The sequence below is a fragment of the Thalassotalea marina genome (genome assembly GCF_014656435.1).
Lineage (GTDB): Bacteria > Pseudomonadota > Gammaproteobacteria > Enterobacterales > Alteromonadaceae > Thalassotalea_C > Thalassotalea_C marina.
This window is the reverse complement of sequence record NZ_BNCK01000007.1, coordinates 32747-55840: the sequence shown is the minus strand read 5'-3', so window position 1 is coordinate 55840 and position 23094 is coordinate 32747. Positions and strand designations below refer to the sequence as shown.

General features: G+C 38.4%; 18 protein-coding genes. 8 read left to right on the top strand and 10 right to left on the bottom strand.

Going from position 1 to position 23094, the window contains the following annotated elements; genetic code table 11:
• The first annotated feature begins 100 nt into the window (after positions 1–100).
• The 5 genes from tviB to prsT (IE199_RS15010) all read left to right on the top strand — a co-directional run bounded on the left by tviB (position 101) and on the right by prsT (IE199_RS15010) (position 10332).
• Complete coding sequence (gene tviB, locus IE199_RS15030; RefSeq protein WP_189772121.1) at positions 101–1378, top strand: Vi polysaccharide biosynthesis UDP-N-acetylglucosamine C-6 dehydrogenase TviB; 1278 nt, start codon at positions 101–103, stop codon at positions 1376–1378.
• A gap of 20 nt (positions 1379–1398) precedes the next feature.
• Positions 1399–2418, top strand: coding sequence for an NAD-dependent epimerase/dehydratase family protein (locus tag IE199_RS15025; protein ID WP_189772120.1), 1020 nt, complete (start codon positions 1399–1401; stop codon positions 2416–2418).
• A 32-nt stretch (positions 2419–2450) separates the two neighbouring features.
• On the top strand, positions 2451–4712 hold the full coding sequence (wecB, locus tag IE199_RS15020; RefSeq protein ID WP_189772118.1) for a non-hydrolyzing UDP-N-acetylglucosamine 2-epimerase: 2262 nt from the start codon (positions 2451–2453) through the stop codon (positions 4710–4712).
• A gap of 111 nt (positions 4713–4823) precedes the next feature.
• Entirely contained in the window at positions 4824–7565 is a 2742-nt protein-coding gene (gene prsT / locus IE199_RS15015) for an XrtA/PEP-CTERM system TPR-repeat protein PrsT (protein WP_189772116.1), read from the top strand.
• 16 nt (positions 7566–7581) lie between these two features.
• Positions 7582–10332 carry an XrtA/PEP-CTERM system TPR-repeat protein PrsT gene (gene prsT, locus IE199_RS15010; RefSeq protein WP_189772114.1) on the top strand — a complete coding sequence of 917 codons (2751 nt, stop codon included), beginning with the start codon at positions 7582–7584 and terminating at the stop codon, positions 10330–10332.
• Positions 10333–10730: 398 nt separating this feature from the next.
• On the opposite strand, the gene IE199_RS15005 is transcribed toward prsT (IE199_RS15010), so the two are convergent.
• From IE199_RS15005 to IE199_RS14980, 6 genes are all read right to left on the bottom strand, one after another.
• Positions 10731–11456, bottom strand: coding sequence for a PEP-CTERM sorting domain-containing protein (locus IE199_RS15005; RefSeq protein ID WP_189772112.1), 726 nt, complete (start codon positions 11454–11456; stop codon positions 10731–10733).
• A gap of 280 nt (positions 11457–11736) precedes the next feature.
• Positions 11737–12462: a PEP-CTERM sorting domain-containing protein gene (locus tag IE199_RS15000; protein WP_189772110.1), complete on the bottom strand. Its 726-nt coding sequence runs from the start codon at positions 12460–12462 to the stop codon at positions 11737–11739.
• A 280-nt stretch (positions 12463–12742) separates the two neighbouring features.
• Complete coding sequence (locus IE199_RS14995) at positions 12743–13468, bottom strand: PEP-CTERM sorting domain-containing protein (protein WP_189772109.1); 726 nt, start codon at positions 13466–13468, stop codon at positions 12743–12745.
• 378 nt (positions 13469–13846) lie between these two features.
• The gene (locus IE199_RS14990) at positions 13847–14578 is read right to left on the bottom strand and encodes a PEP-CTERM sorting domain-containing protein (protein ID WP_189772107.1); all 732 of its coding nucleotides are present in this window, start codon (positions 14576–14578) and stop codon (positions 13847–13849) included.
• Positions 14579–14793: 215 nt separating this feature from the next.
• Positions 14794–15756, bottom strand: a complete 963-nt coding sequence (locus IE199_RS14985) for an FHA domain-containing protein (RefSeq protein WP_189772105.1) — start codon at positions 15754–15756, stop codon at positions 14794–14796.
• Positions 15747–17000: a S1 family peptidase gene (locus IE199_RS14980; protein WP_189772103.1), complete on the bottom strand. Its 1254-nt coding sequence runs from the start codon at positions 16998–17000 to the stop codon at positions 15747–15749. The genes IE199_RS14985 and IE199_RS14980 overlap by 10 nt, the downstream gene beginning before the upstream one ends.
• Before the next feature lie 247 nt (positions 17001–17247).
• On the opposite strand from IE199_RS14980, the gene IE199_RS14975 reads away from it, so the two are divergent.
• Complete coding sequence (locus IE199_RS14975; RefSeq protein ID WP_189772101.1) at positions 17248–17640, top strand: MmcQ/YjbR family DNA-binding protein; 393 nt, start codon at positions 17248–17250, stop codon at positions 17638–17640.
• Between the two features lie 14 nt (positions 17641–17654).
• Here IE199_RS14975 and IE199_RS14970 read toward each other — a convergent pair whose 3' ends face one another.
• The 3 genes from IE199_RS14970 to IE199_RS14960 form a co-directional block, all read right to left on the bottom strand.
• A complete protein-coding gene (locus IE199_RS14970) occupies positions 17655–18185 on the bottom strand; it encodes a hypothetical protein (protein WP_189772099.1) in 531 nt (176 codons plus the stop codon).
• Between the two features lie 397 nt (positions 18186–18582).
• Positions 18583–19227, bottom strand: a complete 645-nt coding sequence (locus IE199_RS14965) for an outer membrane protein (protein ID WP_189772097.1) — start codon at positions 19225–19227, stop codon at positions 18583–18585.
• A 79-nt stretch (positions 19228–19306) separates the two neighbouring features.
• The gene (locus IE199_RS14960; RefSeq protein WP_189772095.1) at positions 19307–19759 is read right to left on the bottom strand and encodes an Lrp/AsnC family transcriptional regulator; all 453 of its coding nucleotides are present in this window, start codon (positions 19757–19759) and stop codon (positions 19307–19309) included.
• 97 nt (positions 19760–19856) lie between these two features.
• On the opposite strand from IE199_RS14960, the gene IE199_RS14955 reads away from it, so the two are divergent.
• Positions 19857–20447: a LysE family translocator gene (locus IE199_RS14955; protein ID WP_189772093.1), complete on the top strand. Its 591-nt coding sequence runs from the start codon at positions 19857–19859 to the stop codon at positions 20445–20447.
• 3 nt (positions 20448–20450) lie between these two features.
• Here IE199_RS14955 and IE199_RS14950 read toward each other — a convergent pair whose 3' ends face one another.
• Complete coding sequence (locus tag IE199_RS14950; protein ID WP_229854753.1) at positions 20451–22199, bottom strand: RluA family pseudouridine synthase; 1749 nt, start codon at positions 22197–22199, stop codon at positions 20451–20453.
• An 89-nt stretch (positions 22200–22288) separates the two neighbouring features.
• Here IE199_RS14950 and IE199_RS14945 point away from each other — a divergent pair, with 89 nt between their 5' ends.
• Positions 22289–23089 (top strand): sulfite exporter TauE/SafE family protein, encoded by an 801-nt coding sequence (locus IE199_RS14945; RefSeq protein ID WP_189772091.1) that lies wholly within the window; start codon positions 22289–22291, stop codon positions 23087–23089.
• The last annotated feature ends 5 nt before the right edge of the window (positions 23090–23094 follow it).

The window sequence follows — 23094 nt, the reverse complement described above, 5'->3', positions numbered from 1 at the left end:
ATACAATGCTATCCATGTTAACATGGCGAAGATATTGGTATTTGCCATTGAATATAATCAAATTTTAAGAACTAAAATTTCAGTTTGCTAGGTATAAAATATGGATTTAATTTCTAAACCTAAGGTTGCAATAATTGGACTTGGATATGTTGGTCTTCCTCTAGCCGTTGAGTTTGGTAAAAAGTTCCAAACGATCGGTTTTGACATAAACGAAGGTCGAGTAAAAGAGCTCAATCAAGGCATTGATAGAACATTGGAAGTAACTAGTGAAGAGTTAGCGCAAGCGACACATCTTTCATGTACCACGGTGCCATCAGATATTTCTTCGTGTGACTTTTATATTGTTACCGTCCCCACACCTATTGATAAACACAAGCAACCTGATTTAACGCCGCTTATAAAAGCTTCTGAATTATTAGGAAAAGTTATCTGTAAAGGGTCAATAGTTGTTTATGAATCGACTGTTTACCCAGGCGCAACAGAAGAAGATTGTGTGCCAATTCTTGAACGAGAATCTCAATTAACCTTTAATGAAGACTTCTTCGTTGGTTATTCCCCAGAGCGTATCAATCCAGGCGACAAAACGCACCGTTTGCCGAGTATTCTAAAAGTAACATCTGGTTCTACACCTGAAGTTGCTGAAAAAGTTGATGCCCTATATCGAGAAATCATCACTGCGGGCACGTATAAAGCTTCTTCAATTAAAGTAGCAGAAGCTGCTAAAGTCATTGAAAATACGCAACGTGATGTCAATATTGCCCTTGTTAATGAGCTTTCTATTATTTTTAATCGACTAGGTATTGATACATTAGAAGTGTTGGAAGCCGCTGGCACTAAATGGAACTTTTTACCATTTAGACCTGGTTTAGTTGGCGGGCACTGTATTGGTGTCGACCCTTATTACTTGACCCACAAGGCTCAGGCGGTAGGTTATCACCCTGAAATGATATTGGCTGGTCGTCGTTTAAACGATGGTATGGGTCAATACGTTGTTTCTCAATTAATTAAAGGTATGTTGCAAAAGAAAATCCAAGTTGACCAAGCAAATGTTTTGGTGATGGGGTTAACTTTTAAAGAAGACTGTCCTGATTTAAGAAATACGCGTGTAGTTGATATTATCGAAGAGTTAAAAGAATACAATGTCAATGTTGATGTCGTAGATCCACTTTGTGAGAGCCAAGAAGCCTTTGAAGAGTATGGCATTGAATTAACGTCGAACCCTGAAAAAGGGCAATATGACGCGGTGATTCTTGCAGTAGCTCATAAAGAATTTAAAGCAATGGACATTGCCGACATTAAAGCGTTTGGCCGTGAAAATCACGTGTTGTACGATTTAAAATGCGCACTCGATAAAAACTACGTAGATATGCGTTTGTAATTAACAAAAAGGAAAGAGAAGTGACACAGTTTGAGCGTGTAAAAGCTGAATTATTACAGTCGCCAAAAACGTGGTTAGTCACCGGTGTGGCTGGTTTTATTGGCTCTAATTTATTAGAAAACTTACTAAAACTAAACCAAACCGTTATTGGTTTAGACAATTTTGCCACGGGTTATCAAAAGAACCTTGATGAAGTTAAAAATTTAGTTTCAGCACAGCAATGGCAAGGTTTTTCTTTTATAGAAGGTGATATTCGAGATTTTGATACTTGCTTAAAGGCAACACAAAATGTGGATTACGTACTTCATCAAGCGGCGTTGGGCTCAGTACCTCGTTCAATTGCTGACCCTATTACTTCAAATGCGGCTAACGTAACTGGTTTCTTGAATATGCTAGAAGCTGCAAAACAAAACCAAGTAGCGAGCTTTGTATATGCCGCGAGCAGTTCAACCTATGGCGACCATCCAGCGTTACCAAAAGTTGAAGAAAATATTGGTAATCCATTGTCGCCGTATGCCGTCACTAAATATGTAAATGAGCTTTATGCAAGTGTTTACGCTCGCACTTATGATTTTAAGTGTATTGGCTTGAGATATTTTAATGTTTTTGGTCGCAGGCAAGATCCTGATGGAGCATACGCTGCCGTTATTCCAAAGTGGACAGCAGCAATGATCAAAGGTGAACAAGTTTTTATTAATGGTGATGGTTTAACTAGCCGTGATTTTTGTTATATCGATAACACAGTGCAGATGAATATTCTTGCTGCAACAGCTTCAGACGACGTCAAAAATGAAGTGTATAACGTTGCTGTTGGCGACCGCACAACTTTAAATGACTTGTATTCATCCATTAAACAAGCATTAACCGAAAATGACGTGTCGGTTGCACTTGATGCTGAATACAGAGATTTTAGAGCAGGAGATGTCAGGCATTCTCAGGCTGATATTTCAAAAGCCAAAAACAACTTAGGTTACCAACCAAGTCACAAAATTCAGCAAGGTATTTTAGAAGCGATGCCTTGGTATTTAAATAACGTTTAGTCAGTTAAAGGCTGTTCAATAAGGAATTAATTATGAAAATTGGGATAGTTGTAGGAACACGTCCTGAAATTATCAAAATGGCACCCGTTATTCGTCAATGCCAAGAGCGTGATATTCCATATTTTATTATTCATTCAAATCAGCATTACTCTGAAGAAATGGATAGTATCTTTTTTAAGGAATTACACCTACCACAACCTCACTATAATCTAGGTGTAGGCTCTGGGTTGCACAGTAACCAAACAGGTAACATTTTAATCAAAATGGAACCTATTTTATTGGAAGAAAAACCTGACGTAGTGTTAGTGCAAGGCGATACCAATACGGTGTTAGCTGGTGCACTTGCGGCATCTAAACTTGGCATTAAAGTTGGTCATATTGAAGCAGGCTTGCGCAGTTATGACAGAACAATGCCAGAAGAAACTAACCGTATTATGACAGATCACATTAGTGACTATTTATTTGCTGTTGGTCCAAACCAGCACAAAATTCTGTCTAAAGAAGGTATTAGTGCCGATAAAATTTTTACTGTTGGTAATACCGTATCTGACTCCTTGTTCCAGCACTTGGAAATATCAGCTGAAAAAAGCACGATATTACAAGAGCTAGGCGTTACGGATAAATCTTACTTTTTGGTGACGGCGCATCGTGCATCAAATGTTGATATTCCCTCAAATCTGAAAGAATTATTAGCGCTATTTGATCAGTTACATGCAAAATATAGCCAAACTATCGTCTGGCCAATTCATCCAAGAACACAAGCTAAATTAAAAGAATTTAACATTGAGGTTCCTAGTTATCTTAAGCTACTACCACCAATAGGCTATTTGGATTTTATTCAGTTACAGAAACATGCCCGTTTAATCTTGACCGATTCAGGTGGTATTCAAGAAGAAGCGTGCTTATTAGGTGTGCCATGTATTACTTTACGTGAAAATACCGAACGTCCTGAGTCTATAGAAGTAGGCGCGAATGTTCTAGTTGGACGAAATGGTGATAAAGCCGTAGCTGCAGCAGAAAAATGGCTTGCAGCTGATAAATTTAGTTGGGAAAATCCGTTTGGTGACGGCCATGTCGCGGAAACCATTTTAGATATTATTACGGGTACTGAAACAGCTAAAGATGAAACCATTATCGCGCGAAATGAGTCAATAGCCGTCATCGGCATGGGCTATATGGGATTACCCATTTCTAGCTTAATTGCACAAGCGGGTTACTCGGTTACTGGTGTAGATTTAAGCCAAGATAAAGTTGATGCAATAAACCGTGGCGAATGTCCATTTGATGAAGTGGGTATGCCTGAATTAGTGAAAAAGGTTGTGTCACAAGGCTTCTTAAAAGCGTCAACCGACATTCCAAGTGCTGATACCTATTTGGTTGCAGTACCAACGCCACATAAAGACAACAGCTGTGATCGCAGCTACGTATTCAGCGCGGTTGATGCCATTGCTAAAGTAGCTAAAAATGGTCAAACCGTTATTGTTGAATCAACCATCTCGCCGCAAACTAGCTTAGCGGTAGAACAACGCTTTGCCGATGCAGGGTTAACTATTGATGTAGTTCATTGCCCTGAGCGCGCAATTCCAGGTCAAACTCTACATGAATTAGTTCATAACGACCGAATTATTGGCGCTTCAAATGAGCAAGCTCAACAAAAGGTTAAACGAATTTACCAAAGTTTTGTTAAAGGAGAAGTGTTCTTAACTGATTTGACAACCGCTGAGTGTGTTAAGTTAGTTGAAAATACCTCTCGTGACGTAGGTATTGCTTTTGCTAACGAGTTAGCAGAAGTTGCACAAGAGCTTGATGTTGACGTATACGAAGTGATCAAATTAGCTAATCGTCATCCTCGTGTGAATGTATTAACACCAGGCCCTGGTGTAGGTGGTCATTGTATTCCAATCGATCCGTGGTTTTTAGTTGAAAACACTAAAGCTGGCGACTTTGTACGTATGGCGCGAAAAATCAATGATGAGCGTCCGGCAAAAGTAGCAGATCAAGCCATTGAATTACTTAAGTCTGTCAATGGCAAAAGAATTGGCATTTTAGGCGTTGCATACAAAGCAAACGTTGATGATTGCCGTGAAACACCTGCTGACGCAATATTGGAACACTTTGTCAAAAATGGTATAGAAGTGAGTTATCACGACCCATTTGTGCCAACTTGGGACTGTACTCGCATAGAGTCAGTGAAAGAGATAGATGAATGGGCCGACGTACTTATTTTAGTAACAGACCATACTTGCTACAGTAAGTTGGATATTAATAAACCTCTCCTAAATACTCGAGGTTAAGAAATAAAAAGCTCACACTTAGTGAGCTTTTGTTTATTTGAAATGTGTGTGTTTAAGTATAAATAGCACGCTGAATGTTTAAAAATAATAAAAAGACACAGGGAAAAATCAATGAACCCAAGAAAACATGCATTAGCCCTAGCTGTTGTATTGTCACTAACTGCTTGTGGTGAAAAACAAACGGTGGAAACTTATTTAGCGCAAGCTGAGCAACTAGAAAAAGAAAACAAATTTAAAGAATCAGAAATCGCTTTCAAAAATGCTGTGCAGTTAGCACCAAATGACGCAAATTTGCGTGTTAAGTTTGGTCAGTTTTATTTATCCCGTGGTGAAAACTTAGGCGCAATAAAAGAATTAGAAAAAGGCCAATCTCTTAAATATGAAGGTCGAGGTTTAATATCTTCACTTGCAAGGGCGTATTTGGTTTCAGATCAGAACGACAGTGTACTTGAGTTAGGTGAGGCTGCAGAAAAGTTAACATTAGAAGAGAAAGTTGAGTACTTCTCTTATCAAACACTTGCTCTGATCAGAAGTAATGAGTTAGACAAAGCAAGAGAATTGGTTAAACGCATTAACGACATGTTACCTGCTAATGCCCATGCGATATTGGCCAACGCATACGTTGCGCTTGCCGAACAAAAGATGGATAAAGCATCGACATTGGTGGAAAAAAGTCTCAGCGTGTTAGCAGATAACCCAGAGGCTGTAATGCTTCAGGGGCAAATATTTGCTGGCCAATCAGATTATGAGTCTGCTGCAAAAAGTTTTAAACATTACCAAAAGTTGCAGCCCCAATCTAAGCTGATTTATTTATTGTTGGCTGACACCTTAGTCAAAACCGATGATTACTTAGAAGCAGAACAATATGCAGATGCCATTTTATCAGCAGTACCAAACCAGCCTGTTGCGTTATATGTAAAAGCTGTCGTCCGGTTTGCTGAAAAAGACTATAAATTAGCCCAAGAAGTTGCTGAAAAGGGTCTACAAAATGGTTACATGGTGCCACATTTAAGACTTGTTGCCGGTGCTAGTGCGTTTTATCAAGCAAACTATGAACAAGCAAATCATCACTTGGGCAGTATCTTACATCAGTTAACACCTGAACACGCTGCGAGAAAAATGTATGCCGTGAGTCAATTTCACTTGGGCTCTATTGAAAACATTGCTGCGGCATTAGAAAACTACCAACCAGTTACTGAAGCAGATCAGGAGTTCATGTCGTCTTTGAGCTTTAATTTACTTTCTGTTGGCGCCACTGAGCAGGCAAAACAGCTAGTAGGCCAAACACCGACAATTGATAGCCCACTGGCTGCAAGTCGCCAAGGTGTACTTAAATTGTTGATGAGTGATCTATCTGGTGTTGAAGATATAGAAAAAGCAGTTCGTGAAAACCCAGAATTGATCGGTGCTGAATTAGCGCTTTCCTACGTTGCATTAGAGCAAGGGGATACAGAAAAAGCATTGTCAATTGCCAAGAATTGGCAAGAAAAAAATCCTGAAAAAGCTGATGGTTATAACATGGCAGCTGCAGTTTATATTCGACTAAAGAACTTAGATGCGGCAAAGAAGGAATTAGAGAAGAGCTTAGAAGTTGTACCCGATAACATTTTTGCCATGACTGAGCTATCAGCGGTATTTAATGCTCAAGGTGACAAAGAAAAAGCGTCTACTTTAGCAAAACAAGCCGTTGAAAAACACCCTAATCATGTTAAAGCGTTGCGTATTCATTATGCTTTGGAAAAGTCAGAACAAGCATTGGGGTTAATTAAGGCGGCATTTGAACAGGCTGAAAATAAAAACACTTATGCAGTGTTGTATATGGAAGCATTAGCAGACCAGAAAAAGTTAAAAGATCTATTAGCTGTTGCAGATCAGTTAACCCTTAATATGCAAACGCCTAAGAAAGTATGGCAGCTACAATTATTTGCTCATCAACGTATGCAAAAAGGCGATTTGATTAGGCAAACGTTAGAAAAGTGGAATGATGTAAACCCTTATCACATTGAGCCTGTGATGTTGTTGGCTGATTATTTTGTAAAAACAAGACAAATTGATCGTGCATTAACTTCTTTGAACAAAGCTATTAACGGTGTTCATAGCGATAACACAGAACTGAAATTAGTGAAAATGCAGTTATTGCTTGATAGCGGGAAAGTTGATGAGGCAAAACGCTTGTTTGCTGACATCGATAAAACACAAATTAATGACAGTATAACCACAGGTATAATTGGCCGAATTGCGTTTTTGGAAAAAGACTTCGCTAAAGCAGTAAAGCATTTAGGCGAGTATTATCAATCGTTTTCATCAAGTCAGAATGCGGTGTTATATGCATTAGCACTGCAAGAAGCTAGTACAATGACTAAAGCGGTCGAGTTTCTAGAAGAGCATATTGAAAAAAATGCTAAAGATGTTAGAGCTAAAGATTTACTGGCCAGTATGTATGCACAAGTTGATCAAAGTAAAGCACTCGTTTCTTATCGAGATATAGTAAAGTCACAGCCATTAAATGTTGTCGCTTTAAATAACCTTGCTTGGTTAGCAATGGAAGATAATTCTTTGGAAGAAGCGTTAACTCATGCTGAAAAAGCTTATGAATTGGCACCTAAGGTGCCTAATGTTGTAGATACCTATGCTCAAGTGCTAAGTAAACTTGACCGTAAACGAGAAGCGTTAAATAAGTCGAAAGAAGCATATGACTTAGTGAATGGTCGCGACATTGATATCAAGTTACATTACATTGAAATATTACTATTAAACAGTCGCACCAATGAAGCTAAAGCACTGTTGTTGGATGTGAAACCTCAAACAGAAAAACAAAAATCAAAAATATCTGAGTTGTTGAACAAAATTTAGATCTTAAGGAATAAAGATGAAAAAACATAACATTATCAATCTGTCATTTGCAGTCGCCATGGGATTAGGACTAGCAGCTTGTAGTGAAAAAACGTCAGATGAATATTTGGCACAAGGAAACAGCTCTCTCGAACAACAAAAAGTCGCTGATGCCATTGTACAGTTCAAAAATGCGGTTCGAGTTGATCCTAAAAACGCGGCAGCACGTTTGAGTTTAGGTTTAGCCTACCTATCACAAGGTGTATATGTCAGTGCAGATAAAGAGCTAGAACAAGCAATAAAACTTGGAACATCAGACGAAAAAGCCGTTTTGAATTTGGCGGTAGCTAGAGCAAAGCTTGGAGATGTAGATGGCATTAAGTTATTGCTCGAAAATCACAGTTCGCTTAGCGACCAAAATTACCAAGGTGTTTTATTTTATGCTGGTGTAAGTTCATTAAATGCTAATGACAATAGCCAAGGGCAAGATTACCTGCAACAAGCAAAGGGTATCAACCCCTCAACAACCTTTGGCAAGCTATCAACAGCCTATTCGACATATGCTAACGGCAATATCGACGAAAGTTTGGCAACTATTAATGATTTGTTAGCTAACGCACCGTTAAACAGAGAAGCATTAATTTTACAAGGACATTTACGATCAGCCAAACAAGACTATGCTGGGGCAAGTGAAAGTTTTGCTAAACACGTAGAAATTGCACCAAAAGATTACGCTATTACGCTGTTTTTAATTCAAGCGCTAATTCGAGATGAACAATACGACAAAGCCGAAACATTAGTAGATGATATCTTGGCTCGATTTAAAGATGCTCCTTTGGCACATCAATATAAATCGCAGATTGAATTTAGTAAGGAAGATTATCGTTCAGCCATCGGACATGCAGAAATAGCGATAAAAAGTGGATTGCAATTTGATGTTGCACGAATGGTCGCGGGTGTAAGTGCATACAAACTTGGCGAATTAGAACAAGCATATTCTCAGTTAAAAAATATAGAAGACAGATTACCCCCGTCACATCCATTGCAAAAAGTGCTTGCTGTTGTAAAAGCTAAGCTTGGCTATACTGATGAGGCGTTAGAAAATTACGCGATACTGGAAGGGTTAACTCAGTCTGATGTTGATATCCTTAAAGAATCAAGCCTAGCTCTTGTTGCTGCAAATGATTTTAATTCGGCACAAACACTTTTGAATAAAGCACAGGCTTTATCTCCAGATGACCCGTCGATTGCTATTCAGAAAGGGGCACTATTATTATCACAAAAAGATTTATCCGGATTACAATCAATCGAATATGCCTTAAAGCTAGATCCATCACTTGAAGATGTAGAGCTTTCATTGGCTTTACAATATTTGCGATTTGGACTAGACGAAAAAGCACAAGCTATTGCTGATAAGTGGTTAAATGATGATAGCCATTTAACCGCAGGGCAGCTTCTTCAGGGCATTATTGCTGTAAAACATGATAATAAAGAGTTGGCGATAAAATCGTTTGAAACAGTCTTATCAAAAGAGCCGGAAAATTTAGCAGCGTTATATAATTTAGCAATTTTAAGTGAAGAGTCGGCACCCGATAAAGCTAATACATTATATGAAAAAATCATTGAATTATCGCCGAACCATTTAGGTGCGCTAAATCGTTATAGCCTTTTAGCACAAAAAACAAACTCGCTAGATAAGTCGATTACTTTTATTGAACAGTTATCTAAAAACGATAAAAGTAACATTGGTTTAATGTTAGGACTAGCGCAGAATTATCGCTTAAATGGTGAAATTAAAGAAGCAATTAAAGTTCTTGAAAGTATCAAAAATGTTGATAGTTTACCCGATTCTTACTGGATCATTTTAGGTGACAGTTATACGCAAAACAGGCAACTGACAAATGCTAAAGACGTTTTTAGCCAAGCTGTTAAACTGTTTCCACAAAACTACATTCTTCACCTACGAATGATTGGCGTATTAGAAATAGAAGAACAATTTGATGAAGCGTTAACTGCAGGAGAGGAGGCGTATAGGCTGTTCCCTAATAATACGCGCCTTGAAATGCTGTTAGCTTATTATGAAATGCTCACTGGTAACGAGAGCAAATCAAACTTTTACCTCACGAAACTCAAAGATAAGAATGTAGTCCATCCCTTCATTGATTCAGTGAAAGGGCAAACTGCTTTAGCAAATAAACAATATGAAAAAGCGATTACTGAGTTTTCAGAAGCATATAACAAACAGCCAACGTCGAAATACGCAATCCACCTTTCGAGAGCGTTACTTTTCTCTGGCAAAAGGTCTGAAGCAGAAAAGGTCTTAGAGCAACATATTGCTAAATATCCTGATGAGAAGACTCGTATGTTATTGGCAAGTCTTTATTCGGGCGATGACCTTGATAAAAGAATAGAGCAGTATAAATTGGTACTGACTGATTCTCCGAATAACATAATTGCACTAAATAACTTGTCGTGGGCTTTATATCAAACAAACCAATTGGATCAAGCCAAAGTTTATAGTGAAAAAGCTTACAAACTTAATAGTAATTTATTACCTATTTTAGAAACACATGGTGTGATTTTGTCGGAGCTAAATGACAGCGGTAGTTTTGACGTACTAGAAAAGGCGATAAATGCAGGGAGTAAGGATGCCAAAACTAAACTAGCCTTTGCTAATCAATTAATTAATAAAGGTAGCTTGGAGAAAGCCAAAAGAGTTATCGAGGGTATTGAAATTGATAGTAAAGATACGCAAAGGGAAGTTTTAAAGCTTAAAGAACGTTTATAGGATCTTAGGCTAGTCCGATAACCACATAGAGTTAACTAAAAACAAAAAAGGCTAATCAGTTTACTGGTTAGCCTTTTTAGTAACTCTAATAAGATAAAATAATGTACAAGGGACTGATAAATTTTAAATAAGTAGTAAATATAATTTCTTATAAACTCAGAATAACAGCATGAAATATTTTCGAAAATCAGAGAGCTTTATTTAATAGCAACTAACTAAGCCATAATGAATTGTTTACTCACCCTTGTGGCCTAATACAGCGCTATGTTTATAAACTACTCCACTCATTTATTGATACTACAAATACTAGAAATCTGCCTCGTACTTAACCTTGGAAAATAGCATTTCTAAAAATAAAAAAGGCCGCAGAAGCGGCCTTTACATATGAAATTTATTGATTAAGCTTTGCGCTTACGAGCAGCAGCAAAACCTAATAAACCTAAACCTAATAAAGCGATAGAAGTAGGCTCAGGGATAGAGTTACCAGTTAACTCAAAACCACCTTTTAATAGGCCGTTAGGACCACCAGGTTGGAAAGATGAAGAAAGAACTAAGTCAGAGCCACCAGCTTCACCGTTAGTATCAAAGTTAGATGCAGCAATACCGCCTACAACACTTAAGTTTGCAGAGCCAGTACCCGTATCAGAACCAGTACCTAAGTTTGTACCGATACCTGTTAAGTTTGTATCTGCTAATAATGATAACCAAAGTGTACCTTCACCAGCAGTTGCTTGTGTACCAACATAGTTAGGGTTGTGGTCAACAAAAATATCAATTGCTAGGTTTTTGAATTCAAACGTACCCATGTTGCCAGCAATTGGGTTGAAGTCTACTAATTCCATAGAAAAAGTAAATGTAAGCTCACAACCTGGGCAGAACGAATTTACGTTATTAACGTCGCTGTTAAACTGGTCGAAAATACCAAAACCGTTAACAATATCACCAGATTGAAAAGCTGCATTTTCAAAAATGTTACCGCTGCTGAAAAAGTCTTCAGCTGCTGGGAATGAGTTAACTGAATCTGGATCCCAAACAACACCACCAACATTAATTTCAGCTGCTTGAGCTGACATTGATAAACCTAGTGCTGCTAAACCAATTGCTAAACCTTTCTTAAAGTTCATTTAAATATCTCCTGCTATAAATCTTTTACTAGCCCAAAAGGAACTACGTGATATGCCAATGTATAAGCTATTTGTGTGCCAATGTTTTGAAATGTTTTTAAGGTGTTGAATGTTAAAGGAATATTTATTGTTTTGGAATTTGCCTTACAAGGTCAAAAATAGAGAGTGTAAAATTTTTCGATACCGAATGCTTAAATAGTATGCTTTTGAGTTTGAATAAAAAAGAAGAGATATAAAAAAAGGCCGCAGAAGCGGCCTTAATATATATGAAATTTATTGATTAAGCTTTGCGCTTACGAGCAGCAGCAAAACCTAATAAACCTAAACCTAATAAAGCGATAGAAGTAGGCTCAGGGATAGAGTTACCAGTTAACTCAAAACCACCTTTTAATAGGCCGTTAGGACCACCAGGTTGGAAAGATGAAGAAAGAACTAAGTCAGAGCCACCAGCTTCACCGTTAGTATCAAAGTTAGATGCAGCAATACCGCCTACAACACTTAAGTTTGCAGAGCCAGTACCCGTATCAGAACCAGTACCTAAGTTTGTACCGATACCTGTTAAGTTTGTATCTGCTAATAATGATAACCAAAGTGTACCTTCACTAGCAGTTGCTTGTGTACCAACATAGTTAGGGTTGTGGTCAACAAAAATATCAATTGCTAGGTTTTTGAATTCAAACGTACCCATGTTGCCAGCAATTGGGTTGAAGTCTACTAATTCCATAGAAAAAGTAAATGTAAGCTCACAACCTGGGCAGAACGAATTTACGTTATTAACGTCGCTGTTAAACTGGTCGAAAATACCAAAACCGTTAACAATATCACCAGATTGAAAAGCTGCATTTTCAAAAATGTTACCGCTGCTGAAAAAGTCTTCAGCTGCTGGGAATGAGTTAACTGAATCTGGATCCCAAACAACACCACCAACATTAATTTCAGCTGCTTGAGCTGACATTGATAAACCTAGTGCTGCTAAACCAATTGCTAAACCTTTCTTAAAGTTCATTTAAATATCTCCTGCTATAAATCTTTTACTAGCCCAAAAGGAACTACGTGATATGCCAATGTATAAGCTATTTGTGTGCCAATGTTTTGAAATGTTTTTAAGGTGTTGAATGTTAAAGGAATAATTATTGTTTTGGAATTTGCCTTACAAGGTCAAAAATAGAGAGTGTAAAATTTTTCGATACCGAATGCCTAAATAGTATGCTTTTGAGTTTGAATAAAAAAGAAGAGATATAAAAAAAGGCCGCAGAAGCGGCCTTAATATATATGAAATTTATTGATTAAGCATTGCGCTTACGAGCAGCAGCAAAACCTAATAAACCTAAACCTAATAAAGCAATTGAAGTAGGCTCAGGGATAGAGTTACCAGTTAACTCAAAACCACCTTTTAATAGGCCGTTAGGACCACCAGGTTGGAATGAAGAAGACAAAATTAGGTCTGATCCGCCAGCTTCCATATTAGTATCAAAGTTAGATGCTGCTAATCCGCCGACAACGTCTAAGTTGATAGCGCCTGTACCAGTATCAGAACCTGTACCTAAGTTAGTACCAAAACCAGTTAGGTTTGTAGCGCCTGCAAGTTGTAACCATAGGTTACCTTCACTGGCAGTTGCTTGAGTACCTACATAGTTAGGGTTGTGATCTACATAGATATCGATCATCATGTTTGTAAATTCAAATGTACCTGCACCACCACCAAAATCATTGAATTGAACTAATTCCATTGTAAAGGTAAATGTTAATTCACAACCTGGGCAGAAAGATGCTGCATTGTTTACATCGCTGTTGAATTGATCGAAAACACCAAAACCAGTTACGATATCGCCAGGATTAACGGCAAAATTCTCAAATAAATTACCACTCGAGAAAAAATCTTCAGCTGAAGGGAATGAGTTTACTGAATCAGGATCCCAAACTACACCGCCAACGTTAATTTCACTGGCTTGAGCTGATAGTGACAAACCCATGGCTGCTAAGCCAATTGCTAGTCCTTTTTTAAAGTTCATTGTTATCTCCGTTAAATATAAGTTTGTTTAGCTTTAAATAATTTGTTGAGTAAAAGCGTGATGAATAAAGCATCAGTCGTGCCAAAGTTTAAAATTAGACTTAAGTTATAGAAATAAAAGAAAATTTTCAGGGAGTAGATTTGGGCTAAAAATTAAACAATATTAAACTGTAAAATTTTCTGATACTAGATATTGTACTATTGTACAAATATGGTGTGTTGAACATTATGGTCATTGTTAGAACTTCACTAACATAAAAAGTGAAAATGGTTTTTACAGCTCTTGAATGGAATACAAGATTCAATATAAAGGTAGTGAATAAAGTGCCCGTGAATAATTGATACGGGCACTTTGATTGAGAGATTTATACTGGCGGTGCTATTTTCTAGTAACCAATTTTCTCGATGCGCCAAACCCTAATAGTCCAAGTCCTAGCAACGCTATAGAGGTTGGTTCTGGAATTGAATTACCTGTTAATTCAAATCCACCTTTTAACATTCCGTTTGGGCCACCTGGTTGGAAAGAAGAAGATAAAACTAAATCTGTACCGCTAGCTTCGCCATTGGTATCAAAGTTTGAAGCTGCTAACCCACCAACTACATTTAACAAGGCTGACCCTGTACCGGTGTCTGAACCTGTACCTAGATTGGTACCAATACCAGTTAGGTTACTTGCACCTTGAAGTGAAAGCCACAAATTACCCTCAGAGGCTGTTGCGCTTGTGCCTGCATAGTTTGGTGCATGATCTACGTAAATGTTGATCATTAAGTTTGTAAAGTCGAATGTTCCTGTCGTCCCAGAAATTGGAGTGAAAGCGACAAGTTCCATTGAAAATGTGAATGTTAATTCGCATCCTGGGCAAAAGCTTGCTGCGTTATTCGCATCGCTATTGAATTGATCAAAAATACCGAAGCCATTGACGATATCTCCAGGGTTCGCCACAGCGTTTTCAAATAAGTTACCGCTGCTGAAAAAATCTTCAGCATCAGGGAATGCATTAACTGAGTCGGGATCCCATATTACCCCACCCACGTTGATATCAGATGCTTGTGCTGACATTGACAAGCCAATAGAAGTCAATCCTATTGCTAGCGCTTTTTTGAAGTTCATAGTGAATCTCCCGGTTAAGTCGATACAGTTTAAATTTGTCTGCCGTCCTTAGCCTACAAGAGATAATGCCAGTCTCATGCCAGATTAAAAAATAACCACTTAAGGTGTTGAAAAAATGAACAGTTTATTGGGAGGGGTTTTAGGTGAATTGTACAAAAATAATGGCGAGTGTAAAATTTGCTGACACTCGCCGACTAAATAAAATTACCCTAGATTTATTCCTTTTCTTTCGCCGCTTTGTCGACTTTATTAAAGAGCTTATTTGATGCGTCTATAAATTCATCGACACTACTGCTTTCAGTCACTAAGAAGCTAGGTGTTAATAAGGTTGAATCAAATTGTGGTCTAACACTAAAGTCAGGTTTTTTACTTAGTTGAATCAAATAAGTACCGCCAAATAGTAATAGTGTTAAGCCCGCGGCAATTGCTGTTCTTCTTCTATTGCTAACATGAAAGCCAATATAGGTATTTAACCAGAACAAAATAAAAGCTAACGAGATAGGAAGTAACGTCATTAAATAAGCTAACATCGATTGGCTGGAACTATTAAATTTAACAACGGTTTCTAAGAAGTCACTTACCCAAGTTAGGTTGTAAAAAACGAAACATACTCCAAGTTGTGTCCAAATTCTTGCGTCGTGTTTCGTTAGGTGTGAAACCAGAGCGATACCAATTGGCCAGATAGCAAACACCAAAGTAATACCCGCAGCAGGTACAACATATTGTGTAAAATTAATGTCTTTAGGGCTATTAAGGAAATATAACCAACCCGTGATTAATGTGAATAACAACACATTAAAAATTAAAACGGCAGGTTGTTTAGTTGCGTTGATTAAGTTTTCAAACGGACTAAGGCTTATACTGTCGCTTACTGGATGATGTGGGAATAAGATACGTATTTGACTTTTGCCCAAACGAATAACGTCGCCAGAGTTCACAACATGCCCATCGGCTGACTTTTTCCCTTCACCGAGAAAGCTACCATTGATACTGTCTAAATCTTTTACACGCCAATGTTGCCCGTCAAACTCTAAGGTTAAATGATCAGGACAAATATGCGGATCCGATAAAATAATGTCGTTATGATAGGCTCGACCTATAGAGACATGATCGGTAAGAAATTTATCTCTACTGATAACTTTATGGCCGCGACTTACTTCTTCAATAATTATTTCCATGTCACAGATTCCATAAATTGTTTAGTAAACGATTGTGCGCTTTGTTTTGATACACCAGCAAAAGTAAAGTGGCTGATCAAAGCTTGCTGATGGTGGTCTACAGAAATAGCTAAATAAAGCACATCATATAAATCATCAAATTGTTTGTAAGCTCGAGTACAGAAAATTGCTTTGTTGTTGATACCTTGGCTCTGTGGCATGACGATATCATGCTGACACTTAAACTCGGTAACATCTTCTTTATCAGCTTTATTACCTGGCATCACTCGGGAAACCTGGCGCTGGAATAGCTGATAAAATTTAATATCACTTAATTTTTTAGCTTGTAAATAACGAAACTCCATTTCAAGTGAGCCGGTGTAAAAGTTACTATCGATATAGAGGTTCTCTTCCAGTGAACAATTTGCTAATACCATTAACATGACTGCATCTTGTTTATCTGCGTTTGACTCCCCCCAGCAACGAATGAAAGGTACATCAATGGTTGGAACAAGCCCGTAGCCCAAATTTTTAAGTTGCCATGGACTTTCTAACAATTCGGTTACTAACTGATGTTGATAATCGGTTAGTTGACTTTGCATTTGTTGAGCAATATCAGGCAATTCATCATTTTGATACGCTTGGTATAGTGCTAAAAGTTTTTCGTGAGGGACTAAAAAGCCTATTTGGTTACCTGAGGTTGCAACATTAATACCTACAACTTTTGTCTCTTTATTAACAACGGGACCACCGCTCATACCAGAGTTAACTGAGCCGGTAAAATGAATACGATCACTAAAGGATTCACTTTTCAATCCGTTATAGGTGCCTGGCACAACTATCATGCCTAAGTCATGTGGATTACCTAATGAATATATTTCTTCGCCTTTTACTGGGGCAGCTTGTGAAATTTCAAAAAAAGGCATTTCGGTTTCTACTTGACGTTTAACCAATGCTAGATCGTTAACAACATCAATACTTAATAGAGATAAATCACCTTTGTTGTCTTGATCGTCTATATATTCAATTCGATATTTTGCGGGATGACGAGCAAAGCTTGAAATAACATGGTAGTTAGTTGCGACGACACCATCGGCGCTGATTTGAAAGCCAGAGCCAATAGAAGATTTTTCGCCACTGGCTTTATCAATGATTCTGATCTGATATAAAGAAGGTGCTAACTGTTTAAAAATCGCTTCCGCTTGTTCGGCTGCATATGTCCAAGTACTGCCAAATAGCAGTAATATGCATAATATTTTTTTCATCCAACTTCCTAAAATGAACTAACGCTCTTGGCTTCAATACGATGTATTGTGCCACTTGTATTATTTTTGTCACCCTATATCAAAGCTTTTGCTTCATCGAATTGATCGCGTCTATGATATAGCGCATAAATTGATACTATCAAATCGCCTTCGGGCAAGTAACCTGAAATTCAAAACGTTAGGTAAGAAAGCTGGGTAATATTATGGCGAATTAACCAAATTAATCGCCTAGGCTAAGGAGAATAAAATGGATGAACAACAAGTAGAACAATATTTATTATCAAAACCCTATAGCGCTTTTGATTACCCGTTTGGGCCGGAAGTTAAAGTGTTTAAGGTCAAAAATAAAATGTTTGCTACCTTAGCGTTGGGCACTGGCTCAGAAAAAGACTGCGGGGAAAAAATGGCGGGTTTTTACTGTGTTAACTTAAAGTGTGAGCCGGAAGAGGCGATTATGTTAAGAGATATATTTTCATCTGTTATTCCCGGTTACCACATGAATAAAACCCTTTGGAATACGGTGATTTTAGATGGATCAGTACCACAAGGGGAAATAGAGAGAATGATCGATAACTCGTTTCAGCTAGTGGTGAATAAAATGACCAAGAAAGACCAGCAGTCAATCTTGGTACATTTATAAAGGTTTAAATGTCGTTAAGTTACATTCAAAAACCGCTGTTTTAATATTGCAGCGGTCACATGATCCCAAGCTTTGCTGTTGTAACTGGCTTTTAAATCATGATTGATAAAGCGCCATAATTCAGTTGCTTGCGGATCGAGTTTAAAACGGTCAATAAAGTCTTTTTCCACGACAATAAATTGCTGTTTGTAAGGCAATAGCCATTTAATCTGCGGATGTTTTTCTAATACAATTTTAGCTTGTGAATAGTCTGCAAACCATTCGTTAATAAAAACATCATTTTGCTCGGGGTATAAGTAAGTTCCCCAGTTTAACGGCGTATTGTTTTCGCTAATACCTGAAAAAAATTGATGCGCTTGGTGCCAGTGCACAAAGCCAAGTTGCTGTGACACAATAGTTAAACAGTGTTTAAGCTTTAATTCAGTTAAATTAGTGTTTAAACGTGTTAGTTGTTTTTCTATTTTTGCCGTTATCATTTCGCCCGATTTGAGACGTTTGTGTAACTTTTTTGCCTGTAATTTAATTTCGTTTATCGCAAGTTCCATATGCTACTCCACGTTAAGCTCTAATTGACATGACCAGGCCGGGCTAATAACTAAAGAAATTTTTAACGCAGCGTTTAGAGTTGTCTCGCCGTGTGTAGCGTAAAAACAAAACAAGAGCAGACAAAGATATTTATAACCTGTTGTTTGTTGTCGTTTTTCAATAGGGAGATGTGAGATCACAATTCAATTCCTCTAAGTAATGTCGGCGCTCCGCTAAGCCTACTTAGTTCAAATTGAACTGATAAAAATACGAAATGTTCAGAGTGATATCATCTTTGGCGGAATAGGCGTCTCTGCAACCTGCCGCCGATTTTAAGGAATGCTTATTTTTAAGTCAAGTTAACTGTTAACAGAGCTGACATCGCAAAAGATAGGGCGTGTTAGCTCCGCAGTAGATTTAAAAATAATAACTAATGGCCAGTTGTGCGGTCATTGTTTCATAGTCTAGCGAGCGAAAAGCTCCGGGTGCTTTGTCACTGATCAAAGATAAGTTGTTAATCGCGCCATACCTAGCTTCAAATTGCGCTGCCCACTGTTTAGTTAGCTCATATTCAACACCAATAAACAATTGAAAACCATTGTCGCCATCACCACTGTAGGTCATTTTGTTGTTTTCGTCTTTAAGCTCAAGTTCAACGTCCTGAGCCCAAGTTACACCAACGCCAGCGTATGGGTGCCATGCTGAGTTGGTATTAAAATAATAATAACCGTTAATGAGAATAAGACTAGAGTCGTAATGACCATCGTTATATTGCCCACCCATATTTAACTGTATTTCAGCGTCATTACTTCTGTTTTCCCAAGCAAATTCAACGGCTAACACGTCGTTGTATCGGAATCCAAAGGCTAAACCAACGTTGTTACCATTTTCTAACATGATGTCAGCGTTACTAGATAATGCATCTATATTATTAACATTTGCCATCACATCTGACATTTGGCTTACACCTAAAAACGGTTTGATAAACCAATTGTTATCGGCAAGCGCGCGCTGAGGTGCTAATAAGCTTAACGTCGCAAGAGTGAGATAGACTATTTTCATGCGTGATCCATGTTAAAACATTTATTGGTCTTTGTTTTAACATTAGTCTATTGCACAAAATTGATCTAATTTTGCTTAATTAATGTCGATTATCTTTTGCTGAATCCATGACCACATGGGTTTCAATCATACTCACCTGAGGGATAGCGCCTAATACGTCGGCATGTACTTTTTTATAACTATTAATGTCCCGTGTTTCTATGCGGAGCAGGTATTCATAGCTACCTGTCACGTTATGACATTCAGTGACTGCCTCTATTGGCATTAATGCTTGTTCAAATGCATGTTGGGAAGAGGTTGAATGGTCGCGTAATCCTATCGCTACATAAGCGATAAAACCTATGTCTAATTTGGCCGAGTCTAAAATAGCACGATAGCCTTTAATAACTCCTGCTTGTTCTAATTCTTGCACCCGTCTTAAACATGCTGATGGCGATAAACCAACTTTATCGGCAAGTTCGGCATTGGCGATGCGGCCATTGCGCTTTAATTCCTGCAATATTCTTTCGTTAAATTTGTCTTTTTTGAACATATCTTGCGTAAACTCTAATTCTTTAACATTAATAGGCTGAATAATTGTCGTCTACTGCGCGTAAAATTGCTATCGCTTATTTGATAGGAGAAGTTAAATGACGATAGATATCATCATGGCGTTATCACTTTTTGCTTTTGTGTCCTCCATTACACCGGGACCAAACAATTTAATGTTAATGACCTCAGGCGTAAACTTTGGCTTAAAATTGACGTTACCGCACTTATTTGGTGTCGCGATAGGATTTACTGTCATGATAGTGTTAGTGGGGGCAGGTATTGTTCAATTGTTTGATGCATGGCCGATGAGTTATAGCGTGTTAAAAGTGTTAAGCATTAGTTACCTTTTATATCTCGCCTATAAGATTGCAACAGCCACAGCAATAAACAAGCAAGATAACACAGAAGCAAAACCCATGACCCTTGTACAGGCTGCTTTATTTCAATGGGTCAATCCAAAAGCTTGGACCATGGCGTTAACGGCTGTCAGTGTTTATAGCCCAACGGGCAGCATTATTGCGATTTTAATTGTTGCCTTAGTTTTTGGCGCCATCAACTTACCGTGCATTGGGGTATGGGCGATGCTTGGTGACAAAATGCAATCGACATTAAATCAACAGAAATACTTAATTTGGTTTAACCGAATGATGGCTTTGCTGCTGGTTTTATCACTACTTGTTGCGGTTTGATGATCAAAAATCAGGCTCTACTTCAAAAGTCATTCGCTGCTGGCTGATTGGATGAAGAAAGCTCAGTCGCTGGGCGTGAAGTTTGAGTCTGTCATCAGGTGTGCCATATAAATCGTCACCAACGATGGGCGTGTTTAATCCTTCAGCATGGGCACAATGCACTCTAAGTTGGTGCGTTCTACCGGTAATGGGATATAAAAGCAGTCGAGTTTGACCATGCTCTTCTGCTAATTTTTGCCACTTAGTATGCGCAGGTTTACCCGTTTCGACACAGACCATTTGCCTTGGTCTATCGTAAAAATCTAGGGTAAGTGGAAGGGTGATTTCACCTTGTTGCTGTTCAATTACACCATCAATCAGTGCGACATACCGTTTTTGTACTACCTTGCTAATAAACTGTTTTTGAATATGTTTATGGGCTCGTGTTGAAAGGGCGAGTACCAATAAGCCAGATGTTGCCATATCCAATCGATGTAAAATTAAATGACCAGTGGCGTCAGGGTTTTGTTCAATAATTCGTTGATAGACTGAGTCTTGTATGGTTTTACCGGGTACAGATAATAAGCCCGAGGGTTTATTGACAACAACAATGTGTTCATCTTGATAAACAATGGGTAGAGGCAGGTCGGCAGCTGGGTTTTCAAGTAGCGGGTTTTTCTCGACAGTTAACCCCTCAAGCATATGGTTTAGTATCGGCAGGCATTTACCTTGGCAGGCAGGATAAAACTGCAAGTGTTTTCTAACTTCAGATTTTGGTGCATTGCCCCACCAAAACTCAGCCATGCATATTGGGGTAAATTGATGCAAAAAAGCATACTGTAAAAGTTTAGGTGCAGCGCAGTCACCACTACCAGCTGGCGGCTTTGGTATTACCGTGCCTTTAAACAGGGTTAATACGTCTTTGGTTTCGCCTTTTGCGTTGAGCAGTTGATATTGCTCAAATAGCCACTTTTGTAACTTGTGTGATAGTTGCCTGCGACGCTTTTTTAAACCACTGAGTTGCTGATGTAACGTATCATAATTAGCTTGAGCAATTTCGATACGTTGTTGCCAATAGGTTTTTAATTCGGCCAACGCTTTTTTATCAAAAACACTTTGGCGTGATAATTCAATACTCTGCTGTTTAATATGTTCTGCCGAAAGTGTGTTTTGTGCTTCAGCGAGTTGCAATTGTCGGCGTAGCTCTTTGCGCATCACTTTGTTATCAATGTTGGTTTGCTGACGTTTTACTATTTGAACGTCTGCACATTGTTTTTCAGCGTGCAAAAGTTGTGTCGCGTATTGGTATTTGGCACTGTTTTCTAGCGCGGCGATTTCATGATTAATCTGGTTTACATGCTGATGTATCTGTTGTTGTTTCTCGTCACTGGCAAAACCGTCTACTATGTTGGGCACAAAAGCAATATCACTATTTTTGTCAGTTTTTGTATCGATATTGCCTGAAATTGCCGTTAAATAGCCTAACTTTCCCTCAGGTGATTTAACCACTAACACCCCATACATACGCCCCTGATTTGTTGAATTTTCAGGATGAAAATGGGGTAATTTTTGCTGTAATTCTTGTGCTGCAAGTTTAGCTAAAGGATTTGCTTGATAGGCAAATGGGTAGGTAAACTCTGCTGGAATTTTTAGATGAGCTGTAGGCTGAGAAAATTCAGTAAAACAAGCAAGGTGAGTGGTTGGCATAGCGCAGTAATAAAATCTAACAGAAACGGCGCTGTATTTTATCAGAGTTAACCAGTGATTAAACATCAATCATCACAATTTTCTTCAACACCGTTACAACATTTGTGGCACACTAGCGCTCGAATTGAAATCGAATAAATTGCTTGGAAGAAATTATGACCTTGGAGTGGATTGCCATTTACCTTGCCTTAGGGGCTGTTGTTGGTTTTGTTGCTGGCTTATTGGGAGTTGGTGGCGGTGGTATAATGGTACCAGCACTAACCTCTATTTTTATCGCACAAGGTGTTTCGAAAGACCAAGTTGTACATTTAGCTTTAGGCACATCGATGGCTTGCATTGTTTTTACTTCGATTGCCAGTTTAAAAGCTCATCAACGTAATAAAGCAGTGTTATGGCTAATTGTGTCTCGTATGGCCGTTGGCGTGTTGTTTGGCACATTTTTAGCCACGTTTGTTGCGGCTCAACTTAATTCCACCTATTTAGCGATATTTTTTTCTGCTTTTATGGGGTATGTCGCGTTTCAAGCTTTTTTCAAAAATTCAAACTCGTCAGATGCAAAACCTTTAACGACCACACACATGGTTGCCTCTGGGACAGGTATTGGCGCGATTTCTGCGCTGGTATCCATCGGTGGTGGCTCATTAACCGTACCGTATTTAACAGCAAAAAATATTGATATTAAAAAGGCAATTGGCACATCGGCAGCAGTTGGCTTGCCTATTTCTATCGCTGGAACCATTGGTTATTTGTTAAATGGCTGGCAAGTTGAATATCATCGCGAGTGGGTATTTGGTTTTGTTTATTTACCAGCAGTACTGTGTATCGCAACGGTGAGCTTTTTTACCGCCCCCTTGGGAGCAAAGCTTGCACATAGTTTACCAGTAGCAACATTAAAAAAACTGTTTGCCATACTCTTGGCTGCGTTGAGTATCAAAATGTTAATGTCAGTACTGTGATCAAG

Coding starts and splice junctions, on each gene's coding strand:
- tviB (WP_189772121.1), top strand. CDS start 101: ATGGATTTAATTTCTAAACCTAAGGTTGCAATAATTGGACTTGGATAT.
- wecB (WP_189772118.1), top strand. CDS start 2,451: ATGAAAATTGGGATAGTTGTAGGAACACGTCCTGAAATTATCAAAATG.
- prsT (WP_189772116.1), top strand. CDS start 4,824: ATGAACCCAAGAAAACATGCATTAGCCCTAGCTGTTGTATTGTCACTA.
- prsT (WP_189772114.1), top strand. CDS start 7,582: ATGAAAAAACATAACATTATCAATCTGTCATTTGCAGTCGCCATGGGA.
- IE199_RS15005 (WP_189772112.1), bottom strand. CDS start 11,456: ATGAACTTTAAGAAAGGTTTAGCAATTGGTTTAGCAGCACTAGGTTTA.
- IE199_RS15000 (WP_189772110.1), bottom strand. CDS start 12,462: ATGAACTTTAAGAAAGGTTTAGCAATTGGTTTAGCAGCACTAGGTTTA.
- IE199_RS14995 (WP_189772109.1), bottom strand. CDS start 13,468: ATGAACTTTAAAAAAGGACTAGCAATTGGCTTAGCAGCCATGGGTTTG.
- IE199_RS14990 (WP_189772107.1), bottom strand. CDS start 14,578: ATGAACTTCAAAAAAGCGCTAGCAATAGGATTGACTTCTATTGGCTTG.
- IE199_RS14985 (WP_189772105.1), bottom strand. CDS start 15,756: ATGGAAATAATTATTGAAGAAGTAAGTCGCGGCCATAAAGTTATCAGT.
- IE199_RS14980 (WP_189772103.1), bottom strand. CDS start 17,000: ATGAAAAAAATATTATGCATATTACTGCTATTTGGCAGTACTTGGACA.
- IE199_RS14975 (WP_189772101.1), top strand. CDS start 17,248: ATGGATGAACAACAAGTAGAACAATATTTATTATCAAAACCCTATAGC.
- IE199_RS14970 (WP_189772099.1), bottom strand. CDS start 18,185: ATGGAACTTGCGATAAACGAAATTAAATTACAGGCAAAAAAGTTACAC.
- IE199_RS14965 (WP_189772097.1), bottom strand. CDS start 19,227: ATGAAAATAGTCTATCTCACTCTTGCGACGTTAAGCTTATTAGCACCT.
- IE199_RS14960 (WP_189772095.1), bottom strand. CDS start 19,759: ATGTTCAAAAAAGACAAATTTAACGAAAGAATATTGCAGGAATTAAAG.
- IE199_RS14955 (WP_189772093.1), top strand. CDS start 19,857: ATGACGATAGATATCATCATGGCGTTATCACTTTTTGCTTTTGTGTCC.
- IE199_RS14950 (WP_229854753.1), bottom strand. CDS start 22,199: ATGTTTAATCACTGGTTAACTCTGATAAAATACAGCGCCGTTTCTGTT.
- IE199_RS14945 (WP_189772091.1), top strand. CDS start 22,289: ATGACCTTGGAGTGGATTGCCATTTACCTTGCCTTAGGGGCTGTTGTT.